Source organism: Magnetospirillum sp. ME-1 (assembly GCF_002105535.1).
Classification (GTDB): domain Bacteria; phylum Pseudomonadota; class Alphaproteobacteria; order Rhodospirillales; family Magnetospirillaceae; genus Phaeospirillum.
In genome coordinates, this window is record NZ_CP015848.1 from 1,102,713 (window position 1) to 1,128,327 (window position 25,615).

Annotated in this window: 28 protein-coding genes and 2 tRNA genes; 22 read left to right on the forward strand and 8 right to left on the reverse strand. The window is 61.2% G+C overall.

The features are described 5' to 3' along the window. Positions 1 to 104 precede the first annotated feature (104 nt). The 11 genes from nhaD to WV31_RS21455 all read left to right on the forward strand — a co-directional run bounded on the left by nhaD (position 105) and on the right by WV31_RS21455 (position 9,059). Positions 105 to 1,394 (forward strand): sodium:proton antiporter NhaD, encoded by a 1,290-nt coding sequence (gene nhaD / locus WV31_RS05065; protein ID WP_085372549.1) that lies wholly within the window; start codon positions 105 to 107, stop codon positions 1,392 to 1,394. Between the two features lie 230 nt (positions 1,395 to 1,624). After that, positions 1,625 to 2,989 (forward strand): site-specific integrase, encoded by a 1,365-nt coding sequence (locus WV31_RS05070; protein ID WP_085372550.1) that lies wholly within the window; start codon positions 1,625 to 1,627, stop codon positions 2,987 to 2,989. A 95-nt stretch (positions 2,990 to 3,084) separates the two neighbouring features. Beyond that, positions 3,085 to 3,294 carry a hypothetical protein gene (locus WV31_RS05075; protein WP_145980751.1) on the forward strand — a complete coding sequence of 70 codons (210 nt, stop codon included), beginning with the start codon at positions 3,085 to 3,087 and terminating at the stop codon, positions 3,292 to 3,294. Continuing rightward, a complete protein-coding gene (locus WV31_RS05080; RefSeq protein ID WP_085372552.1) occupies positions 3,291 to 3,503 on the forward strand; it encodes a hypothetical protein in 213 nt (70 codons plus the stop codon). The genes WV31_RS05075 and WV31_RS05080 overlap by 4 nt, the downstream gene beginning before the upstream one ends. Positions 3,504 to 3,785: 282 nt before the next feature. After that, positions 3,786 to 4,589, forward strand: a complete 804-nt coding sequence (locus WV31_RS21445) for a hypothetical protein (RefSeq protein ID WP_145980752.1) — start codon at positions 3,786 to 3,788, stop codon at positions 4,587 to 4,589. 155 nt (positions 4,590 to 4,744) lie between these two features. Continuing rightward, entirely contained in the window at positions 4,745 to 4,951 is a 207-nt protein-coding gene (locus WV31_RS05090; RefSeq protein WP_085372554.1) for a helix-turn-helix transcriptional regulator, read from the forward strand. Then, entirely contained in the window at positions 4,944 to 5,234 is a 291-nt protein-coding gene (locus WV31_RS05095) for a winged helix domain-containing protein (RefSeq protein WP_085372555.1), read from the forward strand. The genes WV31_RS05090 and WV31_RS05095 overlap by 8 nt, the downstream gene beginning before the upstream one ends. 5 nt (positions 5,235 to 5,239) lie before the next feature. Next, positions 5,240 to 5,539 carry a hypothetical protein gene (locus tag WV31_RS05100; RefSeq protein ID WP_085372556.1) on the forward strand — a complete coding sequence of 100 codons (300 nt, stop codon included), beginning with the start codon at positions 5,240 to 5,242 and terminating at the stop codon, positions 5,537 to 5,539. Beyond that, a complete protein-coding gene (locus WV31_RS05105; RefSeq protein ID WP_085372557.1) occupies positions 5,532 to 7,964 on the forward strand; it encodes a DUF927 domain-containing protein in 2,433 nt (810 codons plus the stop codon). Before WV31_RS05100 ends, WV31_RS05105 begins: the two co-directional genes overlap by 8 nt. Next, positions 7,957 to 8,400: a hypothetical protein gene (locus WV31_RS21450; protein WP_145980753.1), complete on the forward strand. Its 444-nt coding sequence runs from the start codon at positions 7,957 to 7,959 to the stop codon at positions 8,398 to 8,400. The genes WV31_RS05105 and WV31_RS21450 overlap by 8 nt, the downstream gene beginning before the upstream one ends. Continuing rightward, entirely contained in the window at positions 8,397 to 9,059 is a 663-nt protein-coding gene (locus WV31_RS21455) for a hypothetical protein (protein WP_145980754.1), read from the forward strand. The genes WV31_RS21450 and WV31_RS21455 overlap by 4 nt, the downstream gene beginning before the upstream one ends. A gap of 147 nt (positions 9,060 to 9,206) precedes the next feature. Here the strand turns inward: WV31_RS21455 and WV31_RS21460 are convergent, their stop codons facing one another. The 3 genes from WV31_RS21460 to WV31_RS05120 all read right to left on the reverse strand — a co-directional run bounded on the left by WV31_RS21460 (position 9,207) and on the right by WV31_RS05120 (position 10,376). Further along, a complete protein-coding gene (locus WV31_RS21460) occupies positions 9,207 to 9,524 on the reverse strand; it encodes a hypothetical protein (protein WP_145980755.1) in 318 nt (105 codons plus the stop codon). Between the two features lie 441 nt (positions 9,525 to 9,965). Beyond that, positions 9,966 to 10,042 (reverse strand) — tRNA-Thr (locus WV31_RS05115). Positions 10,043 to 10,299: 257 nt separating this feature from the next. Continuing rightward, positions 10,300 to 10,376: transfer RNA gene (locus tag WV31_RS05120), tRNA-Arg, on the reverse strand. 1,418 nt (positions 10,377 to 11,794) lie between these two features. Here WV31_RS05120 and WV31_RS05125 point away from each other — a divergent pair. The 4 genes from WV31_RS05125 to WV31_RS05140 are packed head-to-tail and all read left to right on the forward strand — an operon-like array spanning position 11,795 to position 16,412. Further along, positions 11,795 to 13,642, forward strand: coding sequence for an autotransporter family protein (locus WV31_RS05125; protein WP_168185852.1), 1,848 nt, complete (start codon positions 11,795 to 11,797; stop codon positions 13,640 to 13,642). 2 nt (positions 13,643 to 13,644) lie between these two features. Then, positions 13,645 to 14,457: an alpha/beta fold hydrolase gene (locus WV31_RS05130; protein WP_237051498.1), complete on the forward strand. Its 813-nt coding sequence runs from the start codon at positions 13,645 to 13,647 to the stop codon at positions 14,455 to 14,457. A gap of 2 nt (positions 14,458 to 14,459) precedes the next feature. Continuing rightward, complete coding sequence (locus WV31_RS05135) at positions 14,460 to 14,942, forward strand: invasion associated locus B family protein (protein WP_085372560.1); 483 nt, start codon at positions 14,460 to 14,462, stop codon at positions 14,940 to 14,942. Next, entirely contained in the window at positions 14,943 to 16,412 is a 1,470-nt protein-coding gene (locus WV31_RS05140) for a tetratricopeptide repeat protein (protein ID WP_085372561.1), read from the forward strand. It begins immediately after the preceding gene. 124 nt (positions 16,413 to 16,536) lie between these two features. Here WV31_RS05140 and WV31_RS21970 read toward each other — a convergent pair whose 3' ends face one another. Both WV31_RS21970 and WV31_RS05145 read right to left on the reverse strand, forming a co-directional pair. Next, positions 16,537 to 16,713, reverse strand: coding sequence for a hypothetical protein (locus WV31_RS21970; RefSeq protein WP_011385628.1), 177 nt, complete (start codon positions 16,711 to 16,713; stop codon positions 16,537 to 16,539). A 326-nt stretch (positions 16,714 to 17,039) separates the two neighbouring features. Then, positions 17,040 to 17,411, reverse strand: a complete 372-nt coding sequence (locus WV31_RS05145) for a hypothetical protein (protein WP_145980756.1) — start codon at positions 17,409 to 17,411, stop codon at positions 17,040 to 17,042. A 572-nt stretch (positions 17,412 to 17,983) separates the two neighbouring features. Between WV31_RS05145 and WV31_RS05150 the strand changes: the two genes are divergently transcribed. From WV31_RS05150 to WV31_RS05170, 5 genes are all read left to right on the forward strand, one after another. Continuing rightward, the gene (locus WV31_RS05150; protein WP_237051499.1) at positions 17,984 to 18,520 is read left to right on the forward strand and encodes a c-type heme family protein; all 537 of its coding nucleotides are present in this window, start codon (positions 17,984 to 17,986) and stop codon (positions 18,518 to 18,520) included. 75 nt (positions 18,521 to 18,595) lie between these two features. Then, a complete protein-coding gene (locus WV31_RS05155) occupies positions 18,596 to 20,692 on the forward strand; it encodes a bacteriohemerythrin (protein WP_168185853.1) in 2,097 nt (698 codons plus the stop codon). Positions 20,693 to 21,043: 351 nt separating this feature from the next. Next, complete coding sequence (locus tag WV31_RS05160; protein ID WP_085372564.1) at positions 21,044 to 21,373, forward strand: hypothetical protein; 330 nt, start codon at positions 21,044 to 21,046, stop codon at positions 21,371 to 21,373. An 8-nt stretch (positions 21,374 to 21,381) separates the two neighbouring features. Then, positions 21,382 to 21,645, forward strand: coding sequence for a hypothetical protein (locus WV31_RS05165; protein ID WP_085372565.1), 264 nt, complete (start codon positions 21,382 to 21,384; stop codon positions 21,643 to 21,645). Between the two features lie 143 nt (positions 21,646 to 21,788). Continuing rightward, positions 21,789 to 21,989 (forward strand): hypothetical protein, encoded by a 201-nt coding sequence (locus WV31_RS05170; RefSeq protein WP_085372566.1) that lies wholly within the window; start codon positions 21,789 to 21,791, stop codon positions 21,987 to 21,989. A gap of 19 nt (positions 21,990 to 22,008) precedes the next feature. Here WV31_RS05170 and WV31_RS05175 read toward each other — a convergent pair whose 3' ends face one another. From WV31_RS05175 to WV31_RS05185, 3 genes are all read right to left on the reverse strand, one after another. Beyond that, entirely contained in the window at positions 22,009 to 22,434 is a 426-nt protein-coding gene (locus WV31_RS05175; RefSeq protein ID WP_085372567.1) for a hypothetical protein, read from the reverse strand. Between the two features lie 212 nt (positions 22,435 to 22,646). Then, positions 22,647 to 23,447, reverse strand: coding sequence for an alpha/beta hydrolase (locus WV31_RS05180; protein ID WP_085372568.1), 801 nt, complete (start codon positions 23,445 to 23,447; stop codon positions 22,647 to 22,649). Next, on the reverse strand, positions 23,444 to 23,776 hold the full coding sequence (locus WV31_RS05185; RefSeq protein WP_085372569.1) for a hypothetical protein: 333 nt from the start codon (positions 23,774 to 23,776) through the stop codon (positions 23,444 to 23,446). The genes WV31_RS05180 and WV31_RS05185 overlap by 4 nt, the downstream gene beginning before the upstream one ends. Before the next feature lie 166 nt (positions 23,777 to 23,942). Between WV31_RS05185 and fliN the strand changes: the two genes are divergently transcribed. Beyond that, complete coding sequence (gene fliN, locus WV31_RS05190; protein ID WP_085372570.1) at positions 23,943 to 24,227, forward strand: flagellar motor switch protein FliN; 285 nt, start codon at positions 23,943 to 23,945, stop codon at positions 24,225 to 24,227. Between the two features lie 104 nt (positions 24,228 to 24,331). Beyond that, positions 24,332 to 25,360: an IS110 family transposase gene (locus WV31_RS05195; RefSeq protein ID WP_011383386.1), complete on the forward strand. Its 1,029-nt coding sequence runs from the start codon at positions 24,332 to 24,334 to the stop codon at positions 25,358 to 25,360. Positions 25,361 to 25,615 lie beyond the last annotated feature (255 nt).

A 25,615-nucleotide genomic window follows, 5' to 3' on the forward strand; every position in this document is an offset into this window, starting at 1 on the left:
CCCGCGTTCTCGCCATCCGCCCGCTCTCCATTCTCATCGCACGCTTCGTCCGCCGGTCATTGGTGCCGGACGGTCGCTCTTTTCCGTCATGGGAGGTTCGCCGCATGCTGACCGCGCTCGCCGTCATCTTCGTCCTCGCCTACGCGGCCATTGCGTTGGAGCACCCCATCCGCATCAACAAGGCGGCGTCCGCCCTGGTCGGCGCCGGGCTGCTGTGGACCGTCTATGCCGTGTCGCTGGGCGATCCGCCCACAATCGGCGCCCAGTTGGGTGAATCGGTGATGGCCACGGCCCAGATCATCTTTTTCCTGATGGGGGCCATGACCATCGTCGAAGTGGTGGACGCCCATAACGGCTTCGACGTGGTGACCCGGCGCATCCGGACCGCCAGGCTGTCCACCCTGCTGTGGCTGGTGGGCGGCGTGACCTTCTTTCTCAGCGCCATTCTCGACAACCTGACCACCACCATCGTCATGGTGTCGCTGATGCGCAAGCTCCTGGCCCGCCAGGACGACCGGCTGTTCTTCGCCGGCATCATCATCATCGCCGCCAATTCGGGCGGCGCCTGGTCGCCCATCGGCGACGTGACCACCACCATGCTGTGGATCGGCGGCCAGATCACCACGCTGGCCATCATCACCGGCGTGTTCCTGCCTTCGGCCGTCAGCCTGCTGGTCCCCCTGGCCATCACCGCCTTTACCCTGCGGGGGCGCGAGGTGGTGTCCCGCGCGGCGGGCGATGGCGAGGCGCAAGCCGATGCCCGGACCACCCAGTTCGAGCGCAACCTGATGTTCTTCCTGGGCCTCGGCATCCTGGTGGCGGTGCCGGTGTTCAAGACGGTGACCCATCTGCCGCCCTTCCTCGGCATCCTGTTCGGGCTGGGCATCGTCTGGCTGGTGGGCGACCTGCTGCATCGCAACAAGGACGACGTCTTCCGGGCGCGCCTGACCCTGACCCATGCGCTTTCGCGCATCGACATGAGCTCCATCGTGTTCTTCATCGGCATCCTGCTGGCGGTGGCGACGCTGGAGCATGCCCATATCCTGACCAGTCTGGCCCAGTGGCTGGACCGGGTAATCGGCCGCCAGGATGTCATCGTCATGATCATCGGCATCGCCAGCGCGGTGGTCGACAACGTGCCCCTGGTGGCGGCCTCCATGGGCATGTACAGCCTGGAGCAATATCCGCCCGACCACTTCCTGTGGGAGTTCCTGGCCTATTGCGCCGGCACCGGCGGCTCGATCCTGGTGATCGGCTCGGCCGCCGGCGTCGCCGCCATGGGATTGGAAAAGATCCACTTCTTCTGGTACGTGCGCCGAATCAGCGGACTGGCGCTGGCCGGCTACCTGGCCGGGGCGGCGGTCTACCTGCTCGAGCACAGGCTGATGGGCTGAGCGGCGCGGTATGGCGATGATTGAGAAAGAAATTGGCGCAACCGGTAGGATTCGAACCTACGACCTCTGCCTTCGGAGGGCTATGGTGAGCAATCACGTAGACCGCCAAGTGCCGACATAAAGCCAGATTATAAGCCATTTATCCAGACTCTAGACACCCCAAACCGACAAGCGTACTCTGTAGCCTTGTAGCCCAGATGTAGCCAGGGCTACAGAACGGAGATACGACCATGAAGGCCAAACTAACCCTGCAAGCCGTAAAGGCCGCCAAGCCAGAGGCCGGGCGCTACACGATTTGGGACACAGAGGTTAGGGGCTTCGGGCTTCGGGTGAATGCGGACGGCACCAAGACCTATGTCCTGAAATACGTCTTCCAGGGGCGCCAACGCTGGTTCAGCATTGGCAAGCACGGCTCGCCTTTCACCCCCGATGGGGCGCGGGATGAGGCCATAAAGCTTCTTGGGCAGGCAAAAGATAAGACCGATCCAGTGGAAGCCAAGAAGGCGGAGCGCACGGCGGGCATTATCATGTCTGACCTGTGCGACAGCTACATTGAGGCAGTGGAGGCTGGGCACGTCCTGACCAAAGCCAGCAAGCCCAAGAAGGCATCCACTCTCGCCACCGATAAGGGGCGAATTGAGCGGCACATTAAGCCGCTTCTTGGCCGCAAGAGGGTTCGGGATATTACCCCCGATGATGTGCGGCGCTTCCTCCAAGATGTGGCAGCAGGAAAGACGGCTTCGGATGTGAAAACCCGGAAGCGTGGCCGCGCCATTGTAGAGGGTGGCCAGGGCACCGCCAGCCGCACCGTGGGCCTGCTGGGTGGCATCTTCTCATATGCTGTCGGGCAGGGCATTCGGGCAGACAATCCGGTTCGGGGTGTTCAGCGCTATGCCGATAACAAGTGCGAGCGGTTCCTTTCTGCCGAAGAGCTTAAGCGGCTTGGCGCGGCGCTGACGCAGGCTGAGACGGCGTGGCATGAGCATGAAAATGCCCGCCAAGCATGGATTGATTCTGGCAAGACCGGCCCCGCTCCGAAGGCACCTGATGAGGCGGAATCCCCTGTGGCCATAGCCGCAATTCGCCTGCTCATGCTGACCGGCGCCCGCAAATCGGAAGTGCTAGGGCTGCGCTGGGAATGGGTGGATGGGGATTACGGCTATCTTCGTCTGCCGGATTCCAAGACCGGTAGGAAGGCCATTCCTTTGGGCGCCCCTGCCCTCGAATTGCTGGCCAGCATCCCGCGCCTTGAGAAGAACCCTTATGTCTTCCCTGGTGAAAAGGTAGGCGCGGCATTGGTTGGGCTTCCCAAAGTGTGGGAGCGAATCCGCATTAAGGCCAAATTGCCGGGTGTCCGGCTTCACGACCTCCGCCATTCGTTCGCCAGCATTGGCGCTTCGGCAGGCGATAGCCTCTTGCTGATTGGCGCGTTGCTAGGCCACCGAGACGCCAAGACGACACAGCGCTATGCCCACTTGGGGAATGACCCTGTGAAGGCGGCAGCGGATCGGATTGGAAACGCCATCGCGGCGGCCATGAGCGGCAAGCCCTCTGCCGAGGTAACGAACATTCAAGATGCCAAGCGAAAGGCGTAACCGACGCGCCCGGCGGTACCGGGCATAGAGCGGGCCGGTGGGGTGATTGCAGCACCCCGCCAGCCCTGACCGCAAACCGAATGGAGGTTCGGAATATGGCTGTTAAAAGAATTATCACATCGCAAGCGGCTTTGCGCTTGGCGGTTGCTGAGATGGAAATTGAGCGGATGCATCTAAATAACCAGTTCCCCCGTTATGTCGGAGACATTGCCGCAACAGACATGCTTGGGGATATGGTCATGATACTTGATGCCAAGATTAGCGCCGCGCTGCAATTGGGCAAGAGTGGGAGGGCTGCAAGATGAGCCGCCCTATCAAGAGCATTCATGATGTTGAAGGCGATATCCGCGACCTGAAGCGCCTAGCCAATGTGATGAAGCACATGGAGGCGACGCATAGTGTTATCGAGGGCGAGACCGTCTGGTATCTGGGGCATGTCCTGAGTGGCATGGCCGACCGCATCGAAGCTGGTCTTGACGCAGAATTCGGTGATGGCCAGGCGGTGAAGCCATGAGCCGCGCCGCATAGGCGCAGAGTACCAAAACAGCATTTTCGTATTTCCCGGTGTCACAGGTGTCACAGGTGTCACAAGCGGGAGAAGGGCCAATAAATCCGCCATTCTCGCGCCCATGATGCTCGTGACACCTCGAAAATCTTCCGGTGTCACAGGTGTCACGCCTGAATGCCTGGGATAGAGTAGCCATTGGCGCGGCTAGGTTTGGCCGCCGAAAACCCGGACCCGTACCGGGCCGCCGCGCCGATCCATTCAATACGGGCAGCACATGCGGGTGTGCAGATGAGCAACTTCATTCCCTTGGGCTATCTGCCTTTGTCTGCTGCTGTGGGCAGGTGGGCTGAATTAGCCTTTGGCCCGACCATCGGCCCCTCCAAGCCTTCGGACGAAGATTTTAGAGAGATGGAGCGGTATGAGAAACTTCTGAAAGCTGCCAAGGTTTCCGCCATCGTCCATAAGGCAAAATTGGCTGCGATGCAGCCAACGGATGAAGGAAGTGTTGTTTCGCTACCGATAAAACAAGATGCTGTTAAACGGGTTGAGGCATGGCGTGGCTTGAATTCAAGTGCAATGGCGAAGACTCGTGAGCTAATTTCAAATGCTCTCTATTCTGGAATTTTGCCATCACATATTTTGCACGCCGAGACGGGGCATCTTGTCCCTATTCCTAATAACCTTTGGGCCTCAGATAGTGCGGGAGGCTTCTTTGCCAGTGGCATAGGAAGTGTTCAGGTGGGGCTTGCTCCGCACTTTAGTGAAATAAAGGGCCGAATCCTCATTCGCGCAGATGAGCTTGAGGCCGTGATTGCCGGAAAACCAGCGACTCATCCCGCGCCGCAGCCATCCGGTGATGCGGTCTATGTCCCGCCTTATCTCGGATTTATGCTTCAAGCGGTTTCGGCGCTTGGCCTTTCCGATGCCGTGAGGATGCCGAAAAAGCAAGTTGAGGATTGGCTGGAGAAAAATTGGCCTACCGGCCTTGGGCCAATCTCCAGCGAGAAGAAGCGCTACATGGCAACTTTTCTCCGTCATCCTGACGATGAGAAAGGGGGGCATCACAAGCCGGACAGAATAACAAAGGGGTAGGCCCATTAACCATCTGATATGGCGGAATAAATCGCAAGGGTCGGACCCATCTCGCCACCTTGCCGTGAACCCTTCACAGGCTCAATCCGCACCGATTTCGACGCCTCATTACGTCATGCCCCGCCTAACGGGGCTCCACGACGCAAGAGGCTGCCATGTCCACTTATCTTACCCAGCGCGAAGCGGCGGAAGCCCTCCGCCTTTCCGAGCGTACCCTTGAACGTCACCGCCTGACCGGCACCGGCCCCCGCTTTGTGAAGGCCGGCAGGAGAGTGCTGTACCGTCCCGCCGATATTGAGGCGTGGGCCGAAGCCAACACCTATGCCAGCACCTCCGAAAGCAAGGAGGTAGCCAATGGCTAAGCATAAGCAGGCTGCTACGGTGGTTTTTGAAACCATCAGCGACCACGCATCCGCCCGACTGACGGGCCGTGACCTGTGGGCCTTCGACCATCTGCACAAAGCGGGGAGCAAGGGCTGCACGCCGATTGACACCCCCGGTCCCCGTTGGTCGGCCTATGTCCATAACCTCCGGAAGATGGGCCTGGATATCGAAACCGTGTGGGAAAACCATGGCGGCCCGTATCCGGGCAAGCACGCTCGCTATGTACTGGCGACCATCATCCTTGATGTTTTCCGGGGGTAGCGGCCATGCGGACGGATTTCAAGGCGGTGAACAATGCCGCCTTGGTCGCCCTGCCCGTGTTGCTTGGGCGGTGGCTGCCGGACGGCAGGAAGGAGGGGCGGGAGTGGGTGGTGCGGAATCCACGCCGCCACGACCGCAAGCCCGGTTCCTTCAAGGTCAATCTCGAAACCGGACAGTGGGCGGACTTCGCCACGGGCGACAAGGGCGGCGATGTGGTGAGCCTCGCCGCCTTTCTCTGTGGCCTGTCGCAGATTGAAGCGGCTCGCTCGCTGGCCGAAATGCTGGGGGTGTCGTCCCATGAATAAGGCCGCGATGTTCGAAGAACTGTCGCCCGAGGAACTGGCCTCCACCGGATCGGCTGGGGCCAAGCCCAAAGAGGAATGGGCGCCCATTCAGCCGGTGCCGGATGATGTGCCCCGCGCCTTCCCGCGCCATCGTCACGGCAAGCCCACCGCATGGTGGAAGTACCTCGATGCCGAGGGCCACTTGCTGGGGCTGGCGGTGCGTTTCGATTTGCCTGATGGCGGCAAGGATGTGCTGCCCCTGACCTACTGCGAAGGGCCGGAAGGTAAGCGCGAATGGCGCTGGAAATCCTTTCCGGCTCTCCGCCCGCTGTACGGCTTGAACAAGCTGGCGACCCGCCTGGACGCGCCCGTGCTGGTGGTCGAGGGCGAGAAAGCCGCCGACGCAGCCGGGATGCGTTTCCCCGACTATGTTGTCGTCACCTCACCCGGTGGCAGCAAGGCGGCGGGCAAGGCCGATTGGTCCCCGCTCAAGGGGCGCCGGGCGGCTATCTGGCCGGATAAGGATGAGGCGGGCGCCGACTATGCTAACGCCGTGGCAAAGGCTACCAGCGAGGCCGGGGCGGTGTTTGTGGCTATCGTTGATGTGCCGCCCGACTTCCCCGAAGCGTGGGACTTGGCGGACGATGTGCCGCCCGGCCATGACGATGCCGAGTTGCTGGCGCTGCTCAATGGAGCCCAGCCCTTCGAGCGGCAGGCCGAAACCTCGATGCCGTTCGGCTATTCCATGCGGGCCGATGGTCTTTACTGGCAAGACCCCAACGACGCGGACAAGCCCGCCCAAAAGCTGTCCGGCCCGTTCGAGGTGCTGGCCGAAACCCGCGATGTGGACGGCAACGCCTGGGGCGTGTTGCTCCGCTGGCATGACCATGACGGGCGGCCCCACGAATGGCCGATGGCTCGCGCCATGCTGGCCGGTGATGGTGCCGACGCCCGCAAGCTGCTGTTGGATGGTGGCCTGTATGTCGCCCCTGGCAAGGGTGCGCGAGACAAGCTGACGGCCTTCCTTGCATCTGTTCAGACCGAGGCCAGGGCACGGGCTGTAACGCGGATCGGCTGGCATGACCGGGCTTTCGTGCTGCCCAACGAAACCTTCGGCAAGACCGATGGCGAGCGGGTGTTGCTGCAATCGCTGGCCGGGCCGGACCATGCTTTCAACGTCCGGGGCAGCCTGGACGATTGGAAGGAGAGCCTAGCCCGCTATGCCATCGGCAACAGCCGCTTGGCGCTGGCCCTGTCGGCGGCCTTCGCTCCGCCCCTGTTGTATCTGGCCGGGGAGGAGAGCGGCGGCATCAACTTCGTGGGACGCAGCCGAGCGGGCAAGACCACCATTCTCCGGGCCGCTGGTAGTGTCTGGGGTGGTGGTGGCGTGGGCGGCTTCATCCGCACATGGCGAGCCACCGACAATGGCCTTGAGGGCACGGCGGAAGGTCATTGCGATGCCCTGCTGTGCCTGGATGAGATGGGCCAGATTGACCCGCGCATTGTGGGCGAAACCGCCTACATGCTCGCCAATGGTGGCGGCAAGAGCCGCGCCCGCCGTGATGGCAGCGGCAGGAAGCCCGCGCAATGGCGCCTGCTGTTTCTGTCTACGGGGGAGCTTTCCCTTGCCGAGAAGATGAACGAGGCCGGGAAGCGTCCCAAGGCCGGGCAGGAAGTCCGACTTGTTGACGTTCCCGCCGATGCTGGTGCCGGTATGGGCATTTTCGAGGAATTGCATGGGCTGCCCACCCCCGAGGCGCTGTCACGTCATATCAAGGACGCCAGCACCCGGAACTATGGTGAGCCGTGCCGTGCATTCCTTCGCAAGCTATCCAAGATTGACCCGGATGAAATCGCGGCTGCCGTGAGCCAGGGACGGGCAGAATTTATCAAAGCCCACGTTCCCCAGGATGCGTCCGGACAGGTGCTTTCGGTGGCCGGTCGGTTCGCCCTTATCGCGGCGGCAGGAACACTTGCCACCGTATTCGGCATCCTGCCGTGGGAGGTGGGCGAGGCCGCAAGGGCTGCCGCAACTTGCTTTAATGCATGGCTTGAGCGGCGTGGCGGTGCCGGTGCTGCCGAGGTTGATACCGGCCTCGCCCAAATCCGCCGCTTCCTTGAGGCGCACGGATCGGCGCGGTTTGAGCCCATCGGCACCGATACCAGCGAGGTGCGGATTATCAACCGTGTCGGCTTCCGCAAGCAGGACGCAGACGGGCGGTGGGAATTCTTCGTCCTGCCAGGTGCCTTCAAGTCCGAGCTTTGCGCCGGGCTGGATAGTTCGATGATGGCAAAGGAGATGGTCGCCCGAGGCTTCATCGTGCCCGACAAGACCGGGGGCAAGACAGCCATTCGCAAGAACCTTCCCGGCATGGGGCTGGTTCGCTGCTACCACATCGCCGCCGCCTTCCTTGAAGCTGATGGGGAGGGCCCCGCCAATGTTTGAGCATTTCGCTAAGTGGGGCACCCCGCATGTCATGACACCTGTGACACCGGTCAAAAATGAGGTGTCACACCCGGTGTCATGCCTGAAAGCGGCAGAAAATAAGGCTTTCACGGCTGTTGTGACACCTGTGACACCTATGACACCGGAAAATGCAGAGGTTTGCAAACGCACCGAGGAGAAGCCGAAATCCGAAGCGCATTTTATCACCAGCTACTTGGATGCCATCCACGCGCCCACCGATCCGGGCATCTGCCGTCTATGCGGCAAGGAAGGGACGGATGGTGCTGCCATCGTGCCTTTCGGCGGGAAGTCCGCCGGTCATGTGTGGTTGCACCCCGGATGCTGGGCGGAATGGATGGAGGGGCGGCAGGCCGAAGCCCGCGCCGCCTATGCCGAGTGGTCGGTAAATGCGGAACCTGGAGAAGGCGCGCCATGACCAAGAAGAATCCGGAACCCAAGAACGATGCGGGTGTCCTTCGGGTGATGCCTGATGGGGACAAAAGCCATGAGCGGCTGTTCGCCGAAATCGGCCTGTCGCCGGTTGCCCTCAATGCCTACACATCGCAGACCTTCGGCAAGGGCTTTGCCGGGGACTTAAACATCAATGAGTGCATTGCCATTCTGGGCGAGAAGGCGGGCAAGGTCCGAGGGGGCGATACCAGCGACCTTGAGTCCATGCTGGTGGCTCAGGCCACGGCGTTGGATGCCATCTTCATGGAAATGGCACGGCGGGCGGCGCTGAATATGGGGGCTCATCTGCAAGCGACGGAAACCTATATGCGCTTGGCGCTCAAGGCTCAGAGCCAAGCCCGCTGCACCGTCGAGACAATCTCGGAAATCAAGAACCCGCGTGCGGCTGTGGCGTTTGTGAAACAGGCCAATATCACCAGCGGGCCGCAACAGGTGAACAATGGCGTTGGTGCGCAATACGCGCATGCGCGGGCGGGCGCGGAAAACTTGAAATCCCGTCAATCCAAACTTTTGGAGCATGAAACCGATGGCGAATGGCTGGACACCAGAACGGCGGGCAAAGCAGGCGGAAGCGATAAGGAAATGGCGCCCGTGGGAAAAGTCCACAGGCCCCAAGACCGATGAGGGGAAGGCCAAAGTAGCTCGCAACGGCTACAAGGGCGGTGGCTGGTTCAAGTTCCGTGAGGCTGTGAAGGAGCTAAACCGGGCGATGCGGGCGCAGCGGCAAAATCTGGAAGATATGTAGTGCTAACAAGAGTTAAATGACATGTCCTAGTAGCACTGGGTCATATATTGGCCATTTCCAATTGGTTTATTAATACAATATCCCTTTGGGCCAAGCTGCTGCATTTGCTGATTGCGCTGTATGTCATACTGTTGCTGTTGCTGAGTCATAGTCGATCCATACCCCATCAGCGCCCCAGCAATGGCGTTTATTCGGGCGTTTTCAGAATCAACACAAGACATAAAAGCTGCTGTGCCCGGCGTGAAGCCGTAATTCGTGCATGTTGCCGCTATCTTCTCAGATCGGCTTGCGCACCCATTTAGCGCCAGCACAATGCAGAAAATTGAAAGGCTTCGGAAGAGCATCGCGCTTTCTCCTTGTCGCCATCACTGTCTCAAAAGGATGGCTGGCACGGTGGGAGGGCGCTCCTTTCCTCCATCGGTTCGATACCCCTAAGGGCATACCCGCAGAGAGCCTTTCTGCTGATTACCGTGCCGAGGGAAACGCTAATCCTGTTGGGCGGTGGAAGTCAATCAGGCCAAAAGCAAAACCCCCGGCCTTGCGGTCGGGGGCTTTTTGGTGCTGACGCGACAGCCGTATCTAACCGTGACTGCCATTGCTTGGGGGAAGGGTCTTCACCCCCAACGCCAGCGTTGCATCCTAAAGGGGTTCGCATTCCCCAACATAGCTCTCTGGCAGGCTATGAACGGCGGGACGGTCCGACAGCAAGGCCAGAGTCAGACCGAGACAGAGCGGCAAATAGAACGCAAGCACACAGTGCGCCATTCGATTGGGGGGAGTCAAGTTGGTGCTGGCGACAGGAGTTGAACCCGCAACCGTTCGCTTACAATGCGACTGCTCTACCAGATTGAGCTACGCCAGCCCCGCCACTTGAGCGAGGCAATCCCGCTCAGTGTTGAACGATGGCGTAGGTTGTTCGTCCGGTAGGAATCAGCATTGCGGCTCCATGTAGCGCCCTGTCGGTGCAACATCACGCCCGACCGACATTCAGGGAGAGGGCTTATTCCCTTCGGCGCCAGCGATGACGATATCCTTCTCGACGGTTGCCCGTCAATCAGGCCATGTCTTAGCGCGGAGAGTAGCCCCGTTGTAGCCCGGAGGCTGGTAATGCGAGGAAATTGGCGCAACCGCTGAGATTCGAACTCAGGACCTCTGCCTTCGGAGGGCAGCGCTCTATCCAGCTGAGCTACGGCTGCGCGGGTCTCGGGTGATCGAGAGGCGAGGGTTATAGCGCAAGGGCGCTTGGCTGGGAAGGGGGGAAACGCTGAAGCGAGCAAGCCTCCTGCGGCCTCGGTCGTAGTTTCGAATCCTACCGGCTGCGCCGTGTGCCGGAGGTGTGGCGGGGAAGTTGAAGGCGTCTGGATAGCGGCTCCGGCGCCCAGAGCCAGCACTCTACTTGCGAGGGCTTGGCCGCCTACCCGATTTGATTGTGCCTGTCGGAGAATGCCCTGCACGGTTGATTTTGCGTCGCAAACCGTTACTTGAGACGCCTGCCTAGGTTGTGTTACCTAAATTATGGTTCTGGAATACTGAATTCCAGGCACGTCTCCATCTGTCTGGCCTCGCCGATGGAACTGAGTTGGGGGTGGCCCGCGTCGCCAGAAGGGTGATGTGTCTTGGTCCGGAAGCTGGACCTCATAGGGCGGATTATATCGATCAGGCGAATATTGGCATGGCGATCACCCATCTGGGTGACGACAGAGAGGATGGAAGCCTCTTATAGCTGCGCCTGAGCTAAGGAGGGGGCAGCATGTCTGTATCGAAGCGTTTTGCACTGGCGGGTTCGGTCTCGGCCTTGGCGCTGCTCTCCGCCGTGGCGAGTGCCGAGGCGGGGACGGTCACGATCAATTCATCAGGAACGACAACGGTATCGTCCGCGAACTCGGGCAGTCCAGCATATACGATTACAGGCAACATCAATGCCGTAATCGACAATCAAAGCACCATAACCGGCACTGGCGATGCCGCAATTAGCGGTAAAGTCAGTGGTGGCACAATGTCGATCAACAATTCCGGGGTTATCACCACAACGGCCAGCACTGGTATATTGTTCCAATCCCAAGGGAGTTCCGTTGGTGGTACTATTACTAATTCCGGCAGCATTGCGGCGGGAGGCTATGGGTATGGTATCTATCTGCAGTCCGCAGGAACAGCGAATACATGGTTGGTAACAAATAACTCTGGTGGCATTATTAGAGGTGGTAATGGTGGTGACGCAACGGACAGATCATACCAAAGCGCAATTCTACTTGCGCAGGGCGCAACATCAGAGACATTCGTAGTAAGAAATAATGGCGGAACAATTGTTGGCGGATCTGTGTATGGTCCCGGCATAAATATCAATGATGGGGGCGTGACAAACTCACCAACAACAATTTCGAACCAATCCGGAACCATTACCGGTGGTGGCGGAAATTCATCTGGCATAATCCTCAGTGGATCTGGTGGAGGGCCAAAAAACATAACAGTTACAATAGCTGGTGGTGTTATTAGCCAGTCTGGAACCGCAACAGCAATCGATTTCTCGACGTCCAGCTCCGCCTCTCAAACGGAAGCAATTAGCATCTCCGGGGGCACTATTACCGGGGGCTCTTCATCCGGTACTGCAATCGCCATGAAGGGCGGAACGGGGGGGAGCACCATCAACGTCACCGGAGGCTCCATCACCGGCAAGATCACTACTGCGACTGCCAACAAGACCAACCTTTCCTTTGACCCCGGTTCGGGTAGCAGCTTTACCACGGGTGGCCAGATTGGCGCCGATAGCGCTTCGGGCTATCTGGCGACGACGACCATCAGCTCTGGCACTGTCAACGTGGGGCACAGCCTCTACACCAACCAGATTCGCCTCAACGGTGGCACCACCGCTTTGTCCACCAATGTCACCATGGCCTCCAACACCGCCCAGGGCCTGTACCTCAACGGCGGTACCCTGGATGTCGGGGCCTATACCCTGACCGGACAGGGCACCACCGTGAACGGCGGCGGCTTCTATCAGGCGGCCAGTTCGACGGTGAAGTTCACCATCGGCGCCAGTTCCAACGGCAAGATCGATTTCAGCTCCGCCAACGTCAACAACACCATCAACACCGGCACGCTGACAATCACGCCGACGGTGTCGGGCTATACTGTTCAGAACGGTGATAAGTTTCTGGTTCTGAATGCCCATGGATCTAGCACGACGACGAATAGTGGCACCATCAGCGTCACCAACACTTCAGCCCGCATTACCTGGACAGCCACTGTCGCCAGCGGAGCAGTGACAGACGCCTATAATGTTTCCAGTATCGGGGCGGGCGACATTTATGTCACCGCGAGCGTCACAAGTCTTGGTTCCGTCTCCGGCGTCTCCAGTTCGGCCTCCACCGTGGTCTCGGGTCCCAGCAACTACTCTGGCTCGGACGCAGGCATGCTGTCCCTCCAGACCGCACTCAATAACCTTGGTTCGGCTGATGCCATTAACGCGGCGGCGAAGAAGCTGGCGCCCAGCGTCACGGGCGCCAACACCAAGGCGGCCATGGGGGCGCTTAACCGTGTTTTGGGGGCTGTCGGAGGGCGCGTGGACTCAGTTCGTCTGGCGCAAAGCGGCGGCACCGGCGTGGCCACCGGCGAGGCGATGAAGGGTCTGGATGTCTGGGTCCAGGGCTTTGCGGGTACCGCCATGCAGGGACGGCGCAAGGAGACCGACGGTTATCGCTCGGACAGCTCGGGTGCGGCCTTCGGCGCTGATGTCCAGGTCCTGGATGCCGCCCGCGTCGGTCTGGCGCTGTCCTACGCCAATACGCGGGTAGATGAAACCGGGGGCAGCACGGGGAGCGGTACCCGCGTCAATTCCTATGGCGGGACGCTGTACGGCAGTTACGAGGGCTCGCCCTGGTACGTGGGGGCGGCGCTGGGCTACACCCGCCACCTCTACAAAGCCAGCCGCATCGTCCAGTTCACGGGTTATTCCGCCGTTGCCAATGGCGACTGGGCGGCCAACCAGTATGTGGCCAAGATCGACGGTGGTTACCCCTTCGTCCTGCCCACCAACACGGTCCTGACCCCCATCGCCTCGCTGACCTACAGCCGTCTCAATCAGAATGGCTATACCGAGACCGGGGGCGGCGGCTCCAACCTGACCAACCCCGACAGCCATACCAATTCGCTGCGGAGCGGGTTGGGAGCCAAGGTGGCCCAGCCCATCACTCTGGATGAGGGCAAGCTGACCCCGGAATTCCGTCTCCAGTGGATGCGCGAATTCATGGACACCAAGGCGGCCAGCACCACCTCGTCCTACGCGGCAGGCGGCTCCAGCTTCACCAGCACCGGAGCCAAGCCGATCCGGGATGCCGCCAATATCGGGATGGGGCTCACCTTCCTGACCAAGGGCGATGTCTCGGTGGCGGGCAATTACGATGCCGAGATCAGGCCCGACTATGTGGGGCATACCGGAAAGCTGGAAGTGCGGTTAAGCTACTGAGCGTGATCGCTCGCCTGCATATCCTCGTCCTCGCCGCCCTGGCGACATCGCTGACGGCCTGCGCCACGCAGGACCGCACCGCCACGGCCGAGGCCATCGCGGCCACGGCGGGGTTGCGCCGCATGGTGATCGCGACCGGGCCGTTCGATCTCACCGCCTATGTCCGGGTCCGTGATCCGGCCCAGCCGATGGTGGTCTATGTGGAGGGCGACGGGGCGGCGTGGCGGTCGCGCTCGGAGCCATCGTTGGACCCGACACCGCGCTACCCCATGGGCCTCAGGCTGGCCGTCCTCGACCGATCGCCCAACGTCGCCTATCTGGCGCGGCCCTGTCAGTACAGTTGGGGCTCGGCTTGCAAGATGGCCTATTGGACCGACCGCCGCTTTGCTGAGGAGGTCATCACAGCCACCAGCACGGGGCTGGACCGCATCAAGACCACGGGCCGCCTTCATCTGGTGGGGTACTCCGGTGGGGCGGCGGTGGCACTCCTGATGGCAACGCGGCGCTCCGACATCCTCAGCCTGCGCAGTGTGGCGGGCAATCTGGACAGCGAGGGTATCAACCGTCATCACGGGGTCTCGGCCATGCCCGGTTCGCTCAACCCCATCGATGTGGCACCACGCCTTGCCCATCTGCCCCAGACCCATCTGGTGGGAGGCGATGACAAAGTGGTGCCGCCCCTCATCGCCGAGGGCTTCATTGCCCGTCTGGGGGAGGCGCGATGCGCCTCCATCATCCGAATTCCCAAGGCCAGCCACGATGACGGCTGGGAAAGCGTTTGGCCTGTCCCCATTCCCTCCTGTCGGAACCCGTGACCATGCGCCGTGTCGTCCTGCCCTTATTGCTTGCTATGCTGCCCATGACCGTCCAGGCCGCCGAGGAGGGCAAAGCCTATGGCGACTGGCGGGTGGCTTGCGAGCCCCGCCCCGAGGCCAAGGGGCAGGCGTGTCATCTGTTCCAGAACCAGATGGTGCAGGGCGGCCAGCGCCTGCTGCTGGTCCGCATCGGCAAGCTGGGTCCAAAGGCCGAACCCATGATCGTCGCCGAGGTGCCGCTGGGCCTCGACCTTACCCTGGGCGCGGCGGCCAAGATCGAGCCCGGACCCCAGGTCGATCTGCGCGCCCTGACCTGCACCCCTGAGGGCTGCCGCATGGCGGCGGGCTTGGACGATGCCGCGCTCAAGGCTATGAAGGACGCCAAGGGTATGGTGATCGGTATCGTCCCCTTTGGGCGGACAGACGTGTTGCAGATGCCCGTGTCAGTCAATGGCCTCTCCGAGGGTCTGGGAGCGATCAAGTAAATGGCTGTCACCTTCTCTTCCGCCGAGGCGCTGGCGCTGGGCCAGAAGATGCACCACCAGGGCGATCTAGGCGGGGCGGAGTGGATCTATACCCGGATCGTCCAATGCGAGCCCGACAACGCTGACGCCCATCACCTGCTGGGCGTCATCGCCCTCCAGGTGGAGAAGTGGGACATCGCCGCCGAGAAGATCGAGACGGCCCTGTCACTGCGTGGTGACGACGCATCCTTTCTCAGCCATCACGGCGCGGCGCTCAACGGCCTTAAGCGTCACTCCGAGGCGGAAGCCCAGTGTCGCAAGGCCATCGCCATCGATCCCAGCTTCGGGGCGGTATGGATCAACCTGGGCAACGCGCTGCGCAATCAGGTGCGAGTCGAAGAGGCTTGCGACGCCTATGCCGAGGGACTGCGTCTCCTACCCGATCATGCGGAATGCCGCGCCAACTATGCCCTGATGCTGCGCGCCTCGGGGCGCTGGGCCGAGTGGCGGCGCGAGATCGCCAGGGCGGCGAAGGATAATCCGTCCAACGTCGATACCGTCCTGCTGCACGCCGAGAGCCTGCTGGAGAGCGGCGAGTACGACAAGGGCTGGAGCCTCTACGAGTGCCGCTACGATCTACCCCGCACCAAGGTGCTGAAACGGACTTTCGTCGATGCCCCCCAATGGAGCGGCGAGGACATCCGGGGCAAGACTATCCTGATCCATGACGAGCAGGGCTTCGGCGATACGCTGGAATTCATCCGCTACCTGCCGCTGGTCAAGGCCAGGGGGGCACGGGTGATCTTCCAGGTGATCAAGGACTTGAAGGGCATTGCGTCACGGGTGCCGGGTTGGGACGTGCTGATCACCCGTGAGGAGCAGCCCTCCGAGCCCATCCATGTGCAATGCCCGCTGTTGTCGCTGCCCAGGGCGTTCAAGACCCGCCTCGACACCATCCCCGCGACTATTCCTTATCTCACCCCCAGACGCGATCTGGTGGGGCGCTGGGGCAAGATCATCCGTCGCAAGGCGGGCACCACCAAGGCGGTTGGGTTGGTCTGGGGCGGGCGTCGTGACTTCCATGGTGACACCTGGCGCTCGCCTGGGCTGGCTCAGACCTTGCCACTGATGCAGGTGCCCAACGTCACGGTGTTCGGGCTCCAGAAAGGCGATGCCCGTGCCGATCTGGATGGACTAACCCTGCCCGCCTCGTTCATCGACCTGGGACCCGAGATCAAGGATTTCGAGGACACCGCCGCCATCATGGCCAGCCTTGATCTGGTCATCAGTTCCTGCACCGCGCCCGCCCATCTGGCGGGAGGCCTCGGGGTGCCGCTGTGGATGATGCTGTCGGCAACCGCTGACTGGCGCTGGCTTCAGGGGCGCACAGACTCCCCCTGGTATCCCAACGCCCGACTGTTCCGTCAGCCGAGACTGGGGGATTGGGGGGCGGTGATGGATGCCGTTACGGAGGCTTTGATCGATAAGTAGGTATCGATAGTTCTGGCCGTCGTAGTGTTGGTCTGACCAGTGTCGTAGAGGCTCATCGAATAAGGAAACGGCCCAGGTCAAAGACCTGAGCCGTGTGTCCGGTGAGGATTCGCCGTGTCTGCCATCAGTGGGTCCAGATAAGCGACAGCCGGAAGAGTTGGAACGAGCGGTAGAGGATGTCCGACATCGGAACGCCATGCTGCGCAGCGAACGCCTTGTAGTCGGCGTGAAAGTTAGGCGGAACCTTGAAGTTGAGATCCTTCTTCTCATCGCTGCCGGCATCCTTGAAAAACTGGTCCATAACAAGACTCCATCATTGAATGTGAGCATATATTATAACATATGATCGCTAAATATGTACTATTAATTGGAAGTGGGGCTGCAAGCAATTTAAAAGTGAGTTTTTACTGATAGTGACTTTTTCGTATAATGCATTTTTACAGTGCCGAAAACTGGTGAAGTTGGTGTGAAGTTAGGGAGACATTGTTGCAGTTCGAGCGGTTGACTTTTTTCACTTTAGCTTGTGCAAGGTAAAATTCCGTCAGGCGCCAACGTGAGAATGTCGCTCACTTTTACCGCCCTCATCCTGGCTGGGCCAGGCGGTCGCTGGCGACGATTTCACCGCCCCTATGCCCGAGCAGCCCCCTCCGTCGAAACATCGCCCAGTGACGCTGCCAATGGCTTGGCCGAGGTTATTGTCGAAGCGCTATTGCGGCGATGGCCAACGGGCCTCATGGTGTCGTCGGGAATGTAGACGGCGGCGAGGATGGCGTGAGCGGAAGGCTGGTAATCGGATTCGACCGCAGCCCCACGCTTTCTGGGCGTGATTTCCAGCAGATAGCGCTGCATCAGGTCGGCCAGGGTCATGGTCTCGGCCGGTTTGGTGTCGGGAATGAATCCGCGCTGGTCGATCTCGCTTTCCAGTTCGCGAGCCCACCGTTCCGCGTCACACTTCTTGTCGAAGCTCTTGGCCTGGGGCTTGAGCCCTTTCCGTCGCACGGAAGCCTGCCAGCGACCACGGAGTTTTCGAATTGTAGCCATCGTCATAATCCTCATCGGTGATTTTCGATGAGTCTATTCTCGGACGCCGCGATGGTCGGGGCCAAGGGTAAGTCCAGTGGCTACGCCAGATTTGTGCCGCCAGTGATACTCCCGCCACTGGCAGATCAGTTTGAAGAGTGGGAAAGTCGCAGGTGGCCAGGAGTTCTTTGTTCGCTGCACGAATACTGGCGGGAGCCTTCGGAGGGCAGCGCTCTATCCAGCTGAGCTACGGCTGCGCGGGTCTCGGGTAGAACGAGAGGCGAGGTTTATAGCGCAGGCGCGCGATGGTGGGAAGGGGGAAGGTGCTGACGTGAGCAACGCCCTCGCAGCGGCCTCGGTCGTTGGTTCGAACCCTACCGGTTGCGCGGTGTGCCGGGAGTGTGGCGATTCGGGCAAGCTGCTTCGGCCAACTTCTCTCGAGCCCCTTAATATACGAAGGTGTGTGTGCGGTGGTTTTTGTGATATCGCCATGTGAATATGCGCATATGGCGTAGGATGTATGCGTGTTATATTGCATCTTGGGGCGCGGGGTGAATCTCCCCATCTTTTGTCTAGTGATCAGCTCAATTTCTGCGTATCGCGGCCTCTTGGTTGGGGCGGTGGCGTTGTGGAGCGTTGCCGTCGCCCTATCCTTTTGGATTGGCCGGCAGGCCGGATATCGGCAGGCCATTGATATGGCGATCAATGAGGCGCGGGTCAGTGCCAAGATCAGTATTGGCTTCAGAAGATGGGCCGCCTCCCACGGTGGTGTCTATGTGCCCCCCCCAACGGAACGGACGCCGCCGAATAAATTTCTGCAGGTCCCCCTTCGTGATGTTGAAACGACGAATGGTCAGCGGCTGACCCTCATGAACCCTGCATACGTGATGCGGCAGTTGATGGAGCGGGGGTATGTGGCGCATGGACGGATTACGAGCCTCAAGCCTCTGAATCCGGCAAACGCTCCCGATGCTTGGGAGGAGGTTGCCCTAAAGAGGCTGGCCACCGGTGCGCCTGAGGTGAAGGCGGTGGCACAACATTTTGTTTCATTCTGCCTGAAATCAAGGGCTGAGATGCATGCCGTATGATGTAGAATATCTATAACTTAAGATATGGCGGGTTGGGGGTCGGCCGACGATTCCCCGGCAAACAGGGAGGGCCGCATGTCACTATCCAATCTCCGCATCTCTATGCGCCTGTCGATCCTGACCGGAGTACTCTGTATCGCTCTCGTCACTACGATATTTCTCGGACGGAGCGGTATGTCGAGTATCTTAAATAGCCTTCATACGGTTTACGAGGATCGGACGGTTTGCCTTGTCCAATTGGGAACTATGCAGCGGAACCTTTTCCGTATTCGGGTGCGCATTCTTAAGATGCTCGATATGAATGCGTATGACGCCACCATGGTGGCACAAATTGCCGATGCGGAAGAGGTTATAAACAAGGAGTGGAAGACCTATCTCACAACAGAACTTGCGCCAGACGAGAAAATCATTGCTGACAAGATCAAGGCAGCACTTCCGGATTATCTCTCTGCAAAAAACCAGGTCATCGAACTCCTGAAGGCAAATGACCTCGACAAGGCGACATCCCTGGCAAATGGGCCTGTGCTACAGAAGTTCATGTACCTTGATGATCAGATTGTTGCCAATATCGAGCTGCAGGAGAGAATTGCCAAGGAGGAGTATGAAAGGGGCAAGGCGAATGCCAGTCAAAAGATCAACACCAGCTTGATACTTGGAGGCTTGGCTCTCGCCCTTGGTTCCGCCATCGCCTTTGTCATTGCGGGTTCAATCACCGGTCCAGTCAATGGCATCAAGGGCTGCATGGAGCAGTTGACCGCTGGCAATCTGTCTGCCGAGGTCCCTGGCGTTGAAAGAGGCGATGAACTGGGCCAGATGGCGAAAGCCGTTGGGGTGTTTAAGGAAGGGCTTCTCCGCGTAAAAGAAATGGAGGCCGAGCAGGAGGCGCAGAAAATCCGTGCCGAGGCGGAGCGCAAAGCCGCCATGCGCCAACTCGCCAATACGTTCGAGGGTAGCGTCGGCAAGGTGATTCAGACGGTAACCTCCGCCGCCACCCAGCTACAGGCGTCCTCCACCCAGATGGCCAGCACCGCCGCCGAGACCAGCGCCCAGGCGACCACCGTAGCATCGGCCTCGCAGCAGGCCTCGGCCAACGTGGAAACCGTCGCCGCCGCCACCGAGGAACTGTCATCGTCGATCACCGAGATCGCCAAGCAGGTGGAGCGGTCGCAATCCGTGGCCAGCAGGGCCCAGGATGAGGCCACCAACACCAATGTGCAGATTCGGGCGTTGTCCGAGAATGCCAACAAGATCGGTGAGATCGTCAACCTGATCAACGACATCGCCAGCCAGACAAACCTGCTGGCCCTGAATGCCACCATTGAGGCCGCCAGGGCCGGCGATGCCGGCAAGGGCTTCGCCGTGGTCGCCAACGAGGTGAAACACCTCGCCACCCAGACCGGCAAGGCCACCGAAGAGATCGCCTCTCAGATCAAGGCGGTGCAGGAGGGCACCAACAATGCCGTTCATGCCATCGACGGCATCACCAAGGTCATCAGCGAGATGGGTGAGATTAGCGCCTCTGTCGCCTCGGCAGTTGAAGAGCAGGCCGCCGCTACCCAGGAGATCGCCCGTAACGTGGAGCAGGCGGCGGCAGGTACCGCCGAAGTTTCTTCCAGTGTGGTGACCGTGGAGCAGGCGGCAAGGGATACAGGGGCGGCGGCAGAGCAGATTCATTCGGCAGCCACCGACCTGTCCCAGCAGTCCGAATTCCTTCGCGCCGAGGTTGGGCGCTTCCTGGACCAAGTTCGCTCCGACCAGTCGGATGTGAAACTTCTGAACTGGGACAACGCCCTGAACATGGGGATTGGCACTATCGACAGGCATCACCGGGAGATGTTTGACGAGGTGAACCGTCTGTACGTCAAAATGTCCCAGGGTAACGGTGCCGAAGCGGGACAGGGCATGATCACCCTGATCGACACCGTGATGGAAAATCACTTCCGTGAGGAAGAGGAGGTGATGAGCCGGAACAGCTATCCCCACCTGGACGAGCACCGCCGCCATCATCGCGACTTCCTCGATCGCGCCAAGAGCCACAAGAGCGCGGTTCAGAGCGGCGACCCCACGGCGGCGGCCAAGATGTTCGAGTACGTTGCGACCTGGCTCACCAACCACATCCAGATGGAGGACGGCAAGCTGGCAAACTACCTCAGGGCCAAGAAGGTCGCTTAGACTTCTGGCGGCACGTCACTCATTTGAGGGCGTGCCGCCGTGCTTCTGGCCGCCATCGGTGCGTCCAGCTCAGTGCCATCCGGTAGAGGTGATGCGGGCGGTCTCGACCGCAGCCCTGCTTGTCATCACTGCCCGCTTCGGGCATCAAAACAACACGGGACTCCCCCCATAACCGGAGGGAACTCCGGTCTCAGGTCGCCCCCCGTGCCGGCCGAACCCAGGCCGCCCCACCGCGATCCGCTTTAATCGGCGCAAGGGGGGGGGGCTGCCCGGTGGGCCATCGAGGCTCTTGCGGTCTGCCGGAGGCAGTGGGATGTTTTCGCCCGGGATAGGATCGGGAGGATGGGGGAAATGGCCATTGGAGAGGAGAGGGCGGCGGGTAAATTCGCCGGAATGATCCACTCGTGGCCCATTGTGTTGTTGAGCGCGGCGGCAACGTTGGGCGCCGTCTGGATGACCTTCCTGATCAGCGGGGCATTGGTGTTTTCCGGCAAGCCGCAGCCGACTCCGTTCGCGGTCTGGCCCGGTCTGGCCCTGGTGCTGCTGCTCATCCCCATGTTTGTGTCGCTCATCCTGCGTCTTCTCGGGCGGGGGCGCAGGGCCGTGGTCGTTGTTCAGGCCGCGTTGCTGCTGGGCAACGGCCTGTTCTGGTTGGGCATTCTTTGGGAGTTCTCGTGGTGAAGACCATAATGCGGTTGCTCGGCGTCGCCGCCGTGTTGTTCGGGCTGGGTTTGGCCGGGGCTGCGCTGATGACCGATGCCGGCGAGCTTCAGGTGCTGTTCGGCGTTTTCGCCTTGGGCGGAGTGTTGATCGCCCTTGTGGGGGGAGGGCTCTATCTTCTCGGCGCCCTTTTCGGTGGAAACAAGGCGAAGGCGGGCGGCCAGCGGCTTACGCCCGAACAGCAACAGCTTTTGGATGCCCGGGAATTCCAGGCGGCCCGCCGCGAGAAATAGCCCGGGCGCTGTTTCGCGCCACAACATTTGTGCATCGCAGCATTTCCGCATGGCGGGGATGTGATCTTCGGGAACCACATGTACCGCGAAAGCGGGCAAAACGGTGGGGCGCGGCATGTCGCCGCCCGTGAAGGAGGCCCGAGATGCCGAAATTTCTTGTGTCCATCGTCCGCGGCGTGGCCCGGCGCGAGGTGCTCGAGGTCAGCGCCGACAGTGCGGACGAGGCCCGCTGGATCGCGCTGTCCAGTTGTGACGCCTGGATGGATTTGGACAATGGCGCCGTCACCGTGGAGCCCGCCGGGGCGGACGCATCCAAGGTGGTGACGCTGAAGAGCGCCGCCTGAGCCTAAAGCCTGGGGGAAATCAGAACAGGTAGTTCATCACGCTGCCGGGCTTGACCGAGCCGGGCGAGGTGATGCGGATGTTCTGCTCATAGGTGCCGACGCCGCGCAGGACGTCGTTGAGGAAGATCCTGGACGAGGTCGGATCGCTGCCGTCCTCGGAGGTGTCGGTGCCGTATTCGAAGATGCGCAGCGAGGTCTGGGGGGCGAAGCCGCCCTTGTCCTTACCCTGGCGGCGGCCGCCATCGGGATTGACGCCGTTTTCCTGCTGGAACCGGAGGATCGATTCCTCGTTCAGCCCCATGTGCTGGGCGTAATCGAGCCGCTCGACATCGGGCCGGGTGGACGAGGCCACATTGCGTCCGCCATGGCCGATACGGGCCGTCGCCGCCGCCACACTGGACGCCGCCGCCGATGCCGATCCAACCTGTTTGGTGCTCAACGCCATGATGGGCCTGGATACACAAAGCCTAGATTAATCCAACGTTAAGCATACCCCGGTGGGGGCCCGAAGGGAAGTGCTAACATAACATCAGGCCGAGTCGCGCCCCCTCTTCGGGTGAATTGCCCATTGAAAATATCGGGGTAAGTGGGGCGGCCGGGGCGGAATTCGCCAACAAGCGCCAAGGTTCATTGCTGTCCGAATACGACGGCTCTATTTCAGAATCCTTTGGCCGCCAGCCAGGCGAGCGTCCGTTCGGCCGTCGGCTGCCACCAGCAATCATCGAGCATCAGCCCGTGGGGCGCGCCGGTCAGCAGGGAAAGCTCGGCGCCGAAATAGGTGGCGGTCTCCATCATGGCGGCCGACGGCACCAGGACGTCGCGGTCTCCGCCCATGACCAGGACCGGGGGGCGGTGGCCGCCCAGCGGCAGGCGCGGCCGGACGGGGTTCAGCAATTCGACGCAGATACGGTGCGATTCCTTCTGCAGTCGGGGCAGCAGATGGGCCAGGGTGTCGGCGGGCGTGGCGTCGGAAAAGAACGCGCGGCGGATGACCTCGCCCTTCACCACCGACGGCCCCAGGGCCTGCAGCAGCCCGAACTGCATGCAGACGTCGGGGGAAAACACCGAAAGGTGCAGGGCCGACGACATCAGGCCCGATGGCGGCACGCTGGCCATCAGCACGGCCGCCCGCACGCGGTCATCCCCGGCCAGGCAATGCTGGACCAGCAGTCCGCCCATGGAATGGCCGACCAGGATCATCTCGCCGCCCACATGGGCCATGGCCGAGTGGATATCGGTGACGTAATCGGCCAGGGAGGCGTAATTGAAGCCGCCCTCGCTCTCGCCGTGGCCGCGCAGGGACAGCGCGTGGCTGGACCAGCCCTGCCGGGCGAAGAACGGCATGAAGCGTTCGGCCCACACCCAGGCGCCGCAATAGGAGCCGTGGACGAACAGCAGCGACGGACGGCCCGGAACGGGCCCTTCCGGCGGATGGCAATGCAGCAGTTCCAGTTTCACTTGAGGCCGATCGTGTTCATCAGCCGGGCCAGGAGGCCGGGCTTGGGGGCAGGCTTCTTGGCGGGGGCCGGTTTGCGGGCGGCAGACGCCCCGCCGGCCGGCCGCGCCTTGGGCACCGGCTTGCAGTGGGGATTGGTGTAGGAGAAGAACATGCGGAACTCGCCATCGGCGGCGACCTTGTAATAGGCCACCTTCTTGATGAACGGGTCCAGCTTGCAGCGGCGCTTGGCATCGATCTCGGCGGTCTCGCGGTCGTCGATGTCGGAATAGTCCAGCTTGCCCTGCTTCAGCTCCTGGCCTTCGCGGCAGGAATAGATTTCCGTACTCATGCGCCCTTCCTTCCGCCCGGCGGGATCATAGCGGGGTGGATGGCGAAATCGCAACCGTCTCCAATATGCAATTGCCGCAGGGCGCCTTTAACCGGATGTTGGGAAATGGCGTCTATGCTATATCTTGTGAAGGCCTGCGTGATCGGGGCCAAAGGGATGAAGCGACATGGCCAACGACGACGCGATCAACGCAGCCCTGGGGATCGGAGATAACCGCGAGGCGGTCTACGACGTTTCGGTGGAACTGTCGGCGGTGCTGGGGACCGCCAACCTGCCCATCGCCCAGTTGCTGAAGCTGGGCCGCGGCGCGGTGGTGGAGCTGGACCGCAAGGTCAACGATCCCGTCGATCTCTATGTCAACCGCAAGAAGGTCTGCCGCGCCGAGGTGGTGGTGGTCGAGGATCATCTGGCGGTGACCATCACCGAGGTGCTGAAGCGCGCTGCTGATTAAAGCGTCGAGCGTCAAATCTAATGGGGTGGACGGCCCCTGCTCACCGGCGTCGCAATGCGCCAAGATGGTGGTTGTCGAGACACACCATTTGAAGGGGGCCGTCCATGACCGAGGTTAGCACGATTGGTTTTGATCTGGCGAAGCGGGTTTTCCAGGTCCACGGGGTCGATGGCGACGGTGCCGTGACGATCCGGCGGCAGTTGCGCCGCTCCGAGGTCGTGACGTTCTTCGCCAAGCTGTCGCCCTGCGTGGTGGGGATGGAGGCGTGCGCCTCAGCCCATTATTGGGCGCGGACGCTGGCCAAACTGGGGCATGAGGTGCGCCTGATCCCGCCCTCGCGGGTCAAGCCCTATGTCAAGCGAGGACGGAAGAACGACGCAGCCGACGCTGCGGCGATCGCCGAGGCGGTGACACGGCCGCACATGGAGTTCGTGCCGGTCAAGAGCGAGGAGGCGCAAGCGGTGCTGATGCTCCATCGCACCCGCCGCCTGTTGGTGACCCAGCGCACCATGCTCGGCAATGCGCTGCGGTCGCATTTTGCCGAATACGGCATCATCGAACCGGAGGGGCAAGGTGGGCTGGCAAGGCTGGTCGTCTGTGCGCTGGACGCACCGGATGCGGCATTGCCTCAGGCGGCTCGTGAAGCCATGGCGATGCTGGCCGCGCATGTGCGCGAGATCGACTCCAAGATCGATGCGCTGGATCACGAAATCCTGAGATGGCACCGTAACGACGCCGACAGCCAGAGGGTCGCCTCCATTCCCGGCATCGGCCCGCTGATCGCCAGCGCCATCGTTGCCGCCATGGGCGATCCCAAGCGCTTCAAGACGGGGCGAGACTTCGCCGCCTGGCTGGGGCTGGTGCCATCGCAGAATTCCACCGGTGGCAAAACCGTGCTGGGGCCGATCACCAAGGCTGGGGACCGCTATCTGCGGTCGCTCCTGGTGGTCGGCGCCACCGGCACTTTATGGCGGCGGCGCAAAGAGCAAGGCACATGGCTGGCGGGCATGATGGCGCGGGGTAAGACGGCACGGCAGATCTCCGTCGCCCTGGCCAACAAGATGGCGCGCACCGCCTGGGCCATCCTCGCCAAGGGTGGCCTCTATCACGAACCGGCAGCACAGGCCGCCTGAGAAAGAGCGCGAGGAACAACCAGTTGCGAGGGCGATGAAAGCGTGATGGCGACCGGTCAATCCAAGGAACGGCAAAACCCAGCGTACGTCATGGCCGCCAAGGTCGTAAATCTGATCGGGAGCCGTTTCACGGATCACATCATGGCCAGCGGTCAGAGTGCCGCGCAAACAGGCCGGACACATGACTGCACCCGACCGGAGCGTCAGCGCGAAAAAATCTCCTTGCAACGCAGGGGCTGTCCACACATGACGCAC

Excerpts from the sequence above, each read along its gene's own strand:
- WV31_RS05195 (WP_011383386.1), top strand. The coding sequence starts at position 24,332 with ATGACCGAGGTTAGCACGATTGGTTTTGATCTGGCGAAGCGGGTTTTC.
- WV31_RS05140 (WP_085372561.1), top strand. The coding sequence starts at position 14,943 with ATGGCTGTCACCTTCTCTTCCGCCGAGGCGCTGGCGCTGGGCCAGAAG.
- WV31_RS05070 (WP_085372550.1), top strand. The coding sequence starts at position 1,625 with ATGAAGGCCAAACTAACCCTGCAAGCCGTAAAGGCCGCCAAGCCAGAG.
- WV31_RS21970 (WP_011385628.1), bottom strand. The coding sequence starts at position 16,713 with ATGGACCAGTTTTTCAAGGATGCCGGCAGCGATGAGAAGAAGGATCTC.
- WV31_RS05075 (WP_145980751.1), top strand. The coding sequence starts at position 3,085 with ATGGCTGTTAAAAGAATTATCACATCGCAAGCGGCTTTGCGCTTGGCG.
- WV31_RS05090 (WP_085372554.1), top strand. The coding sequence starts at position 4,745 with ATGTCCACTTATCTTACCCAGCGCGAAGCGGCGGAAGCCCTCCGCCTT.
- WV31_RS05125 (WP_168185852.1), top strand. The coding sequence starts at position 11,795 with ATGAAGGGCGGAACGGGGGGGAGCACCATCAACGTCACCGGAGGCTCC.
- WV31_RS05175 (WP_085372567.1), bottom strand. The coding sequence starts at position 22,434 with ATGGCGTTGAGCACCAAACAGGTTGGATCGGCATCGGCGGCGGCGTCC.
- fliN (WP_085372570.1), top strand. The coding sequence starts at position 23,943 with ATGGCCAACGACGACGCGATCAACGCAGCCCTGGGGATCGGAGATAAC.
- WV31_RS05135 (WP_085372560.1), top strand. The coding sequence starts at position 14,460 with ATGCGCCGTGTCGTCCTGCCCTTATTGCTTGCTATGCTGCCCATGACC.
- nhaD (WP_085372549.1), top strand. The coding sequence starts at position 105 with ATGCTGACCGCGCTCGCCGTCATCTTCGTCCTCGCCTACGCGGCCATT.
- WV31_RS21445 (WP_145980752.1), top strand. The coding sequence starts at position 3,786 with ATGAGCAACTTCATTCCCTTGGGCTATCTGCCTTTGTCTGCTGCTGTG.
- WV31_RS05095 (WP_085372555.1), top strand. The coding sequence starts at position 4,944 with ATGGCTAAGCATAAGCAGGCTGCTACGGTGGTTTTTGAAACCATCAGC.
- WV31_RS05185 (WP_085372569.1), bottom strand. The coding sequence starts at position 23,776 with ATGAGTACGGAAATCTATTCCTGCCGCGAAGGCCAGGAGCTGAAGCAG.
- WV31_RS05105 (WP_085372557.1), top strand. The coding sequence starts at position 5,532 with ATGAATAAGGCCGCGATGTTCGAAGAACTGTCGCCCGAGGAACTGGCC.
- WV31_RS21455 (WP_145980754.1), top strand. The coding sequence starts at position 8,397 with ATGACCAAGAAGAATCCGGAACCCAAGAACGATGCGGGTGTCCTTCGG.
- WV31_RS05170 (WP_085372566.1), top strand. The coding sequence starts at position 21,789 with ATGCCGAAATTTCTTGTGTCCATCGTCCGCGGCGTGGCCCGGCGCGAG.
- WV31_RS05080 (WP_085372552.1), top strand. The coding sequence starts at position 3,291 with ATGAGCCGCCCTATCAAGAGCATTCATGATGTTGAAGGCGATATCCGC.
- WV31_RS05155 (WP_168185853.1), top strand. The coding sequence starts at position 18,596 with ATGTCACTATCCAATCTCCGCATCTCTATGCGCCTGTCGATCCTGACC.
- WV31_RS21460 (WP_145980755.1), bottom strand. The coding sequence starts at position 9,524 with ATGCTCTTCCGAAGCCTTTCAATTTTCTGCATTGTGCTGGCGCTAAAT.
- WV31_RS21450 (WP_145980753.1), top strand. The coding sequence starts at position 7,957 with ATGTTTGAGCATTTCGCTAAGTGGGGCACCCCGCATGTCATGACACCT.
- WV31_RS05165 (WP_085372565.1), top strand. The coding sequence starts at position 21,382 with ATGCGGTTGCTCGGCGTCGCCGCCGTGTTGTTCGGGCTGGGTTTGGCC.
- WV31_RS05100 (WP_085372556.1), top strand. The coding sequence starts at position 5,240 with ATGCGGACGGATTTCAAGGCGGTGAACAATGCCGCCTTGGTCGCCCTG.
- WV31_RS05160 (WP_085372564.1), top strand. The coding sequence starts at position 21,044 with ATGGCCATTGGAGAGGAGAGGGCGGCGGGTAAATTCGCCGGAATGATC.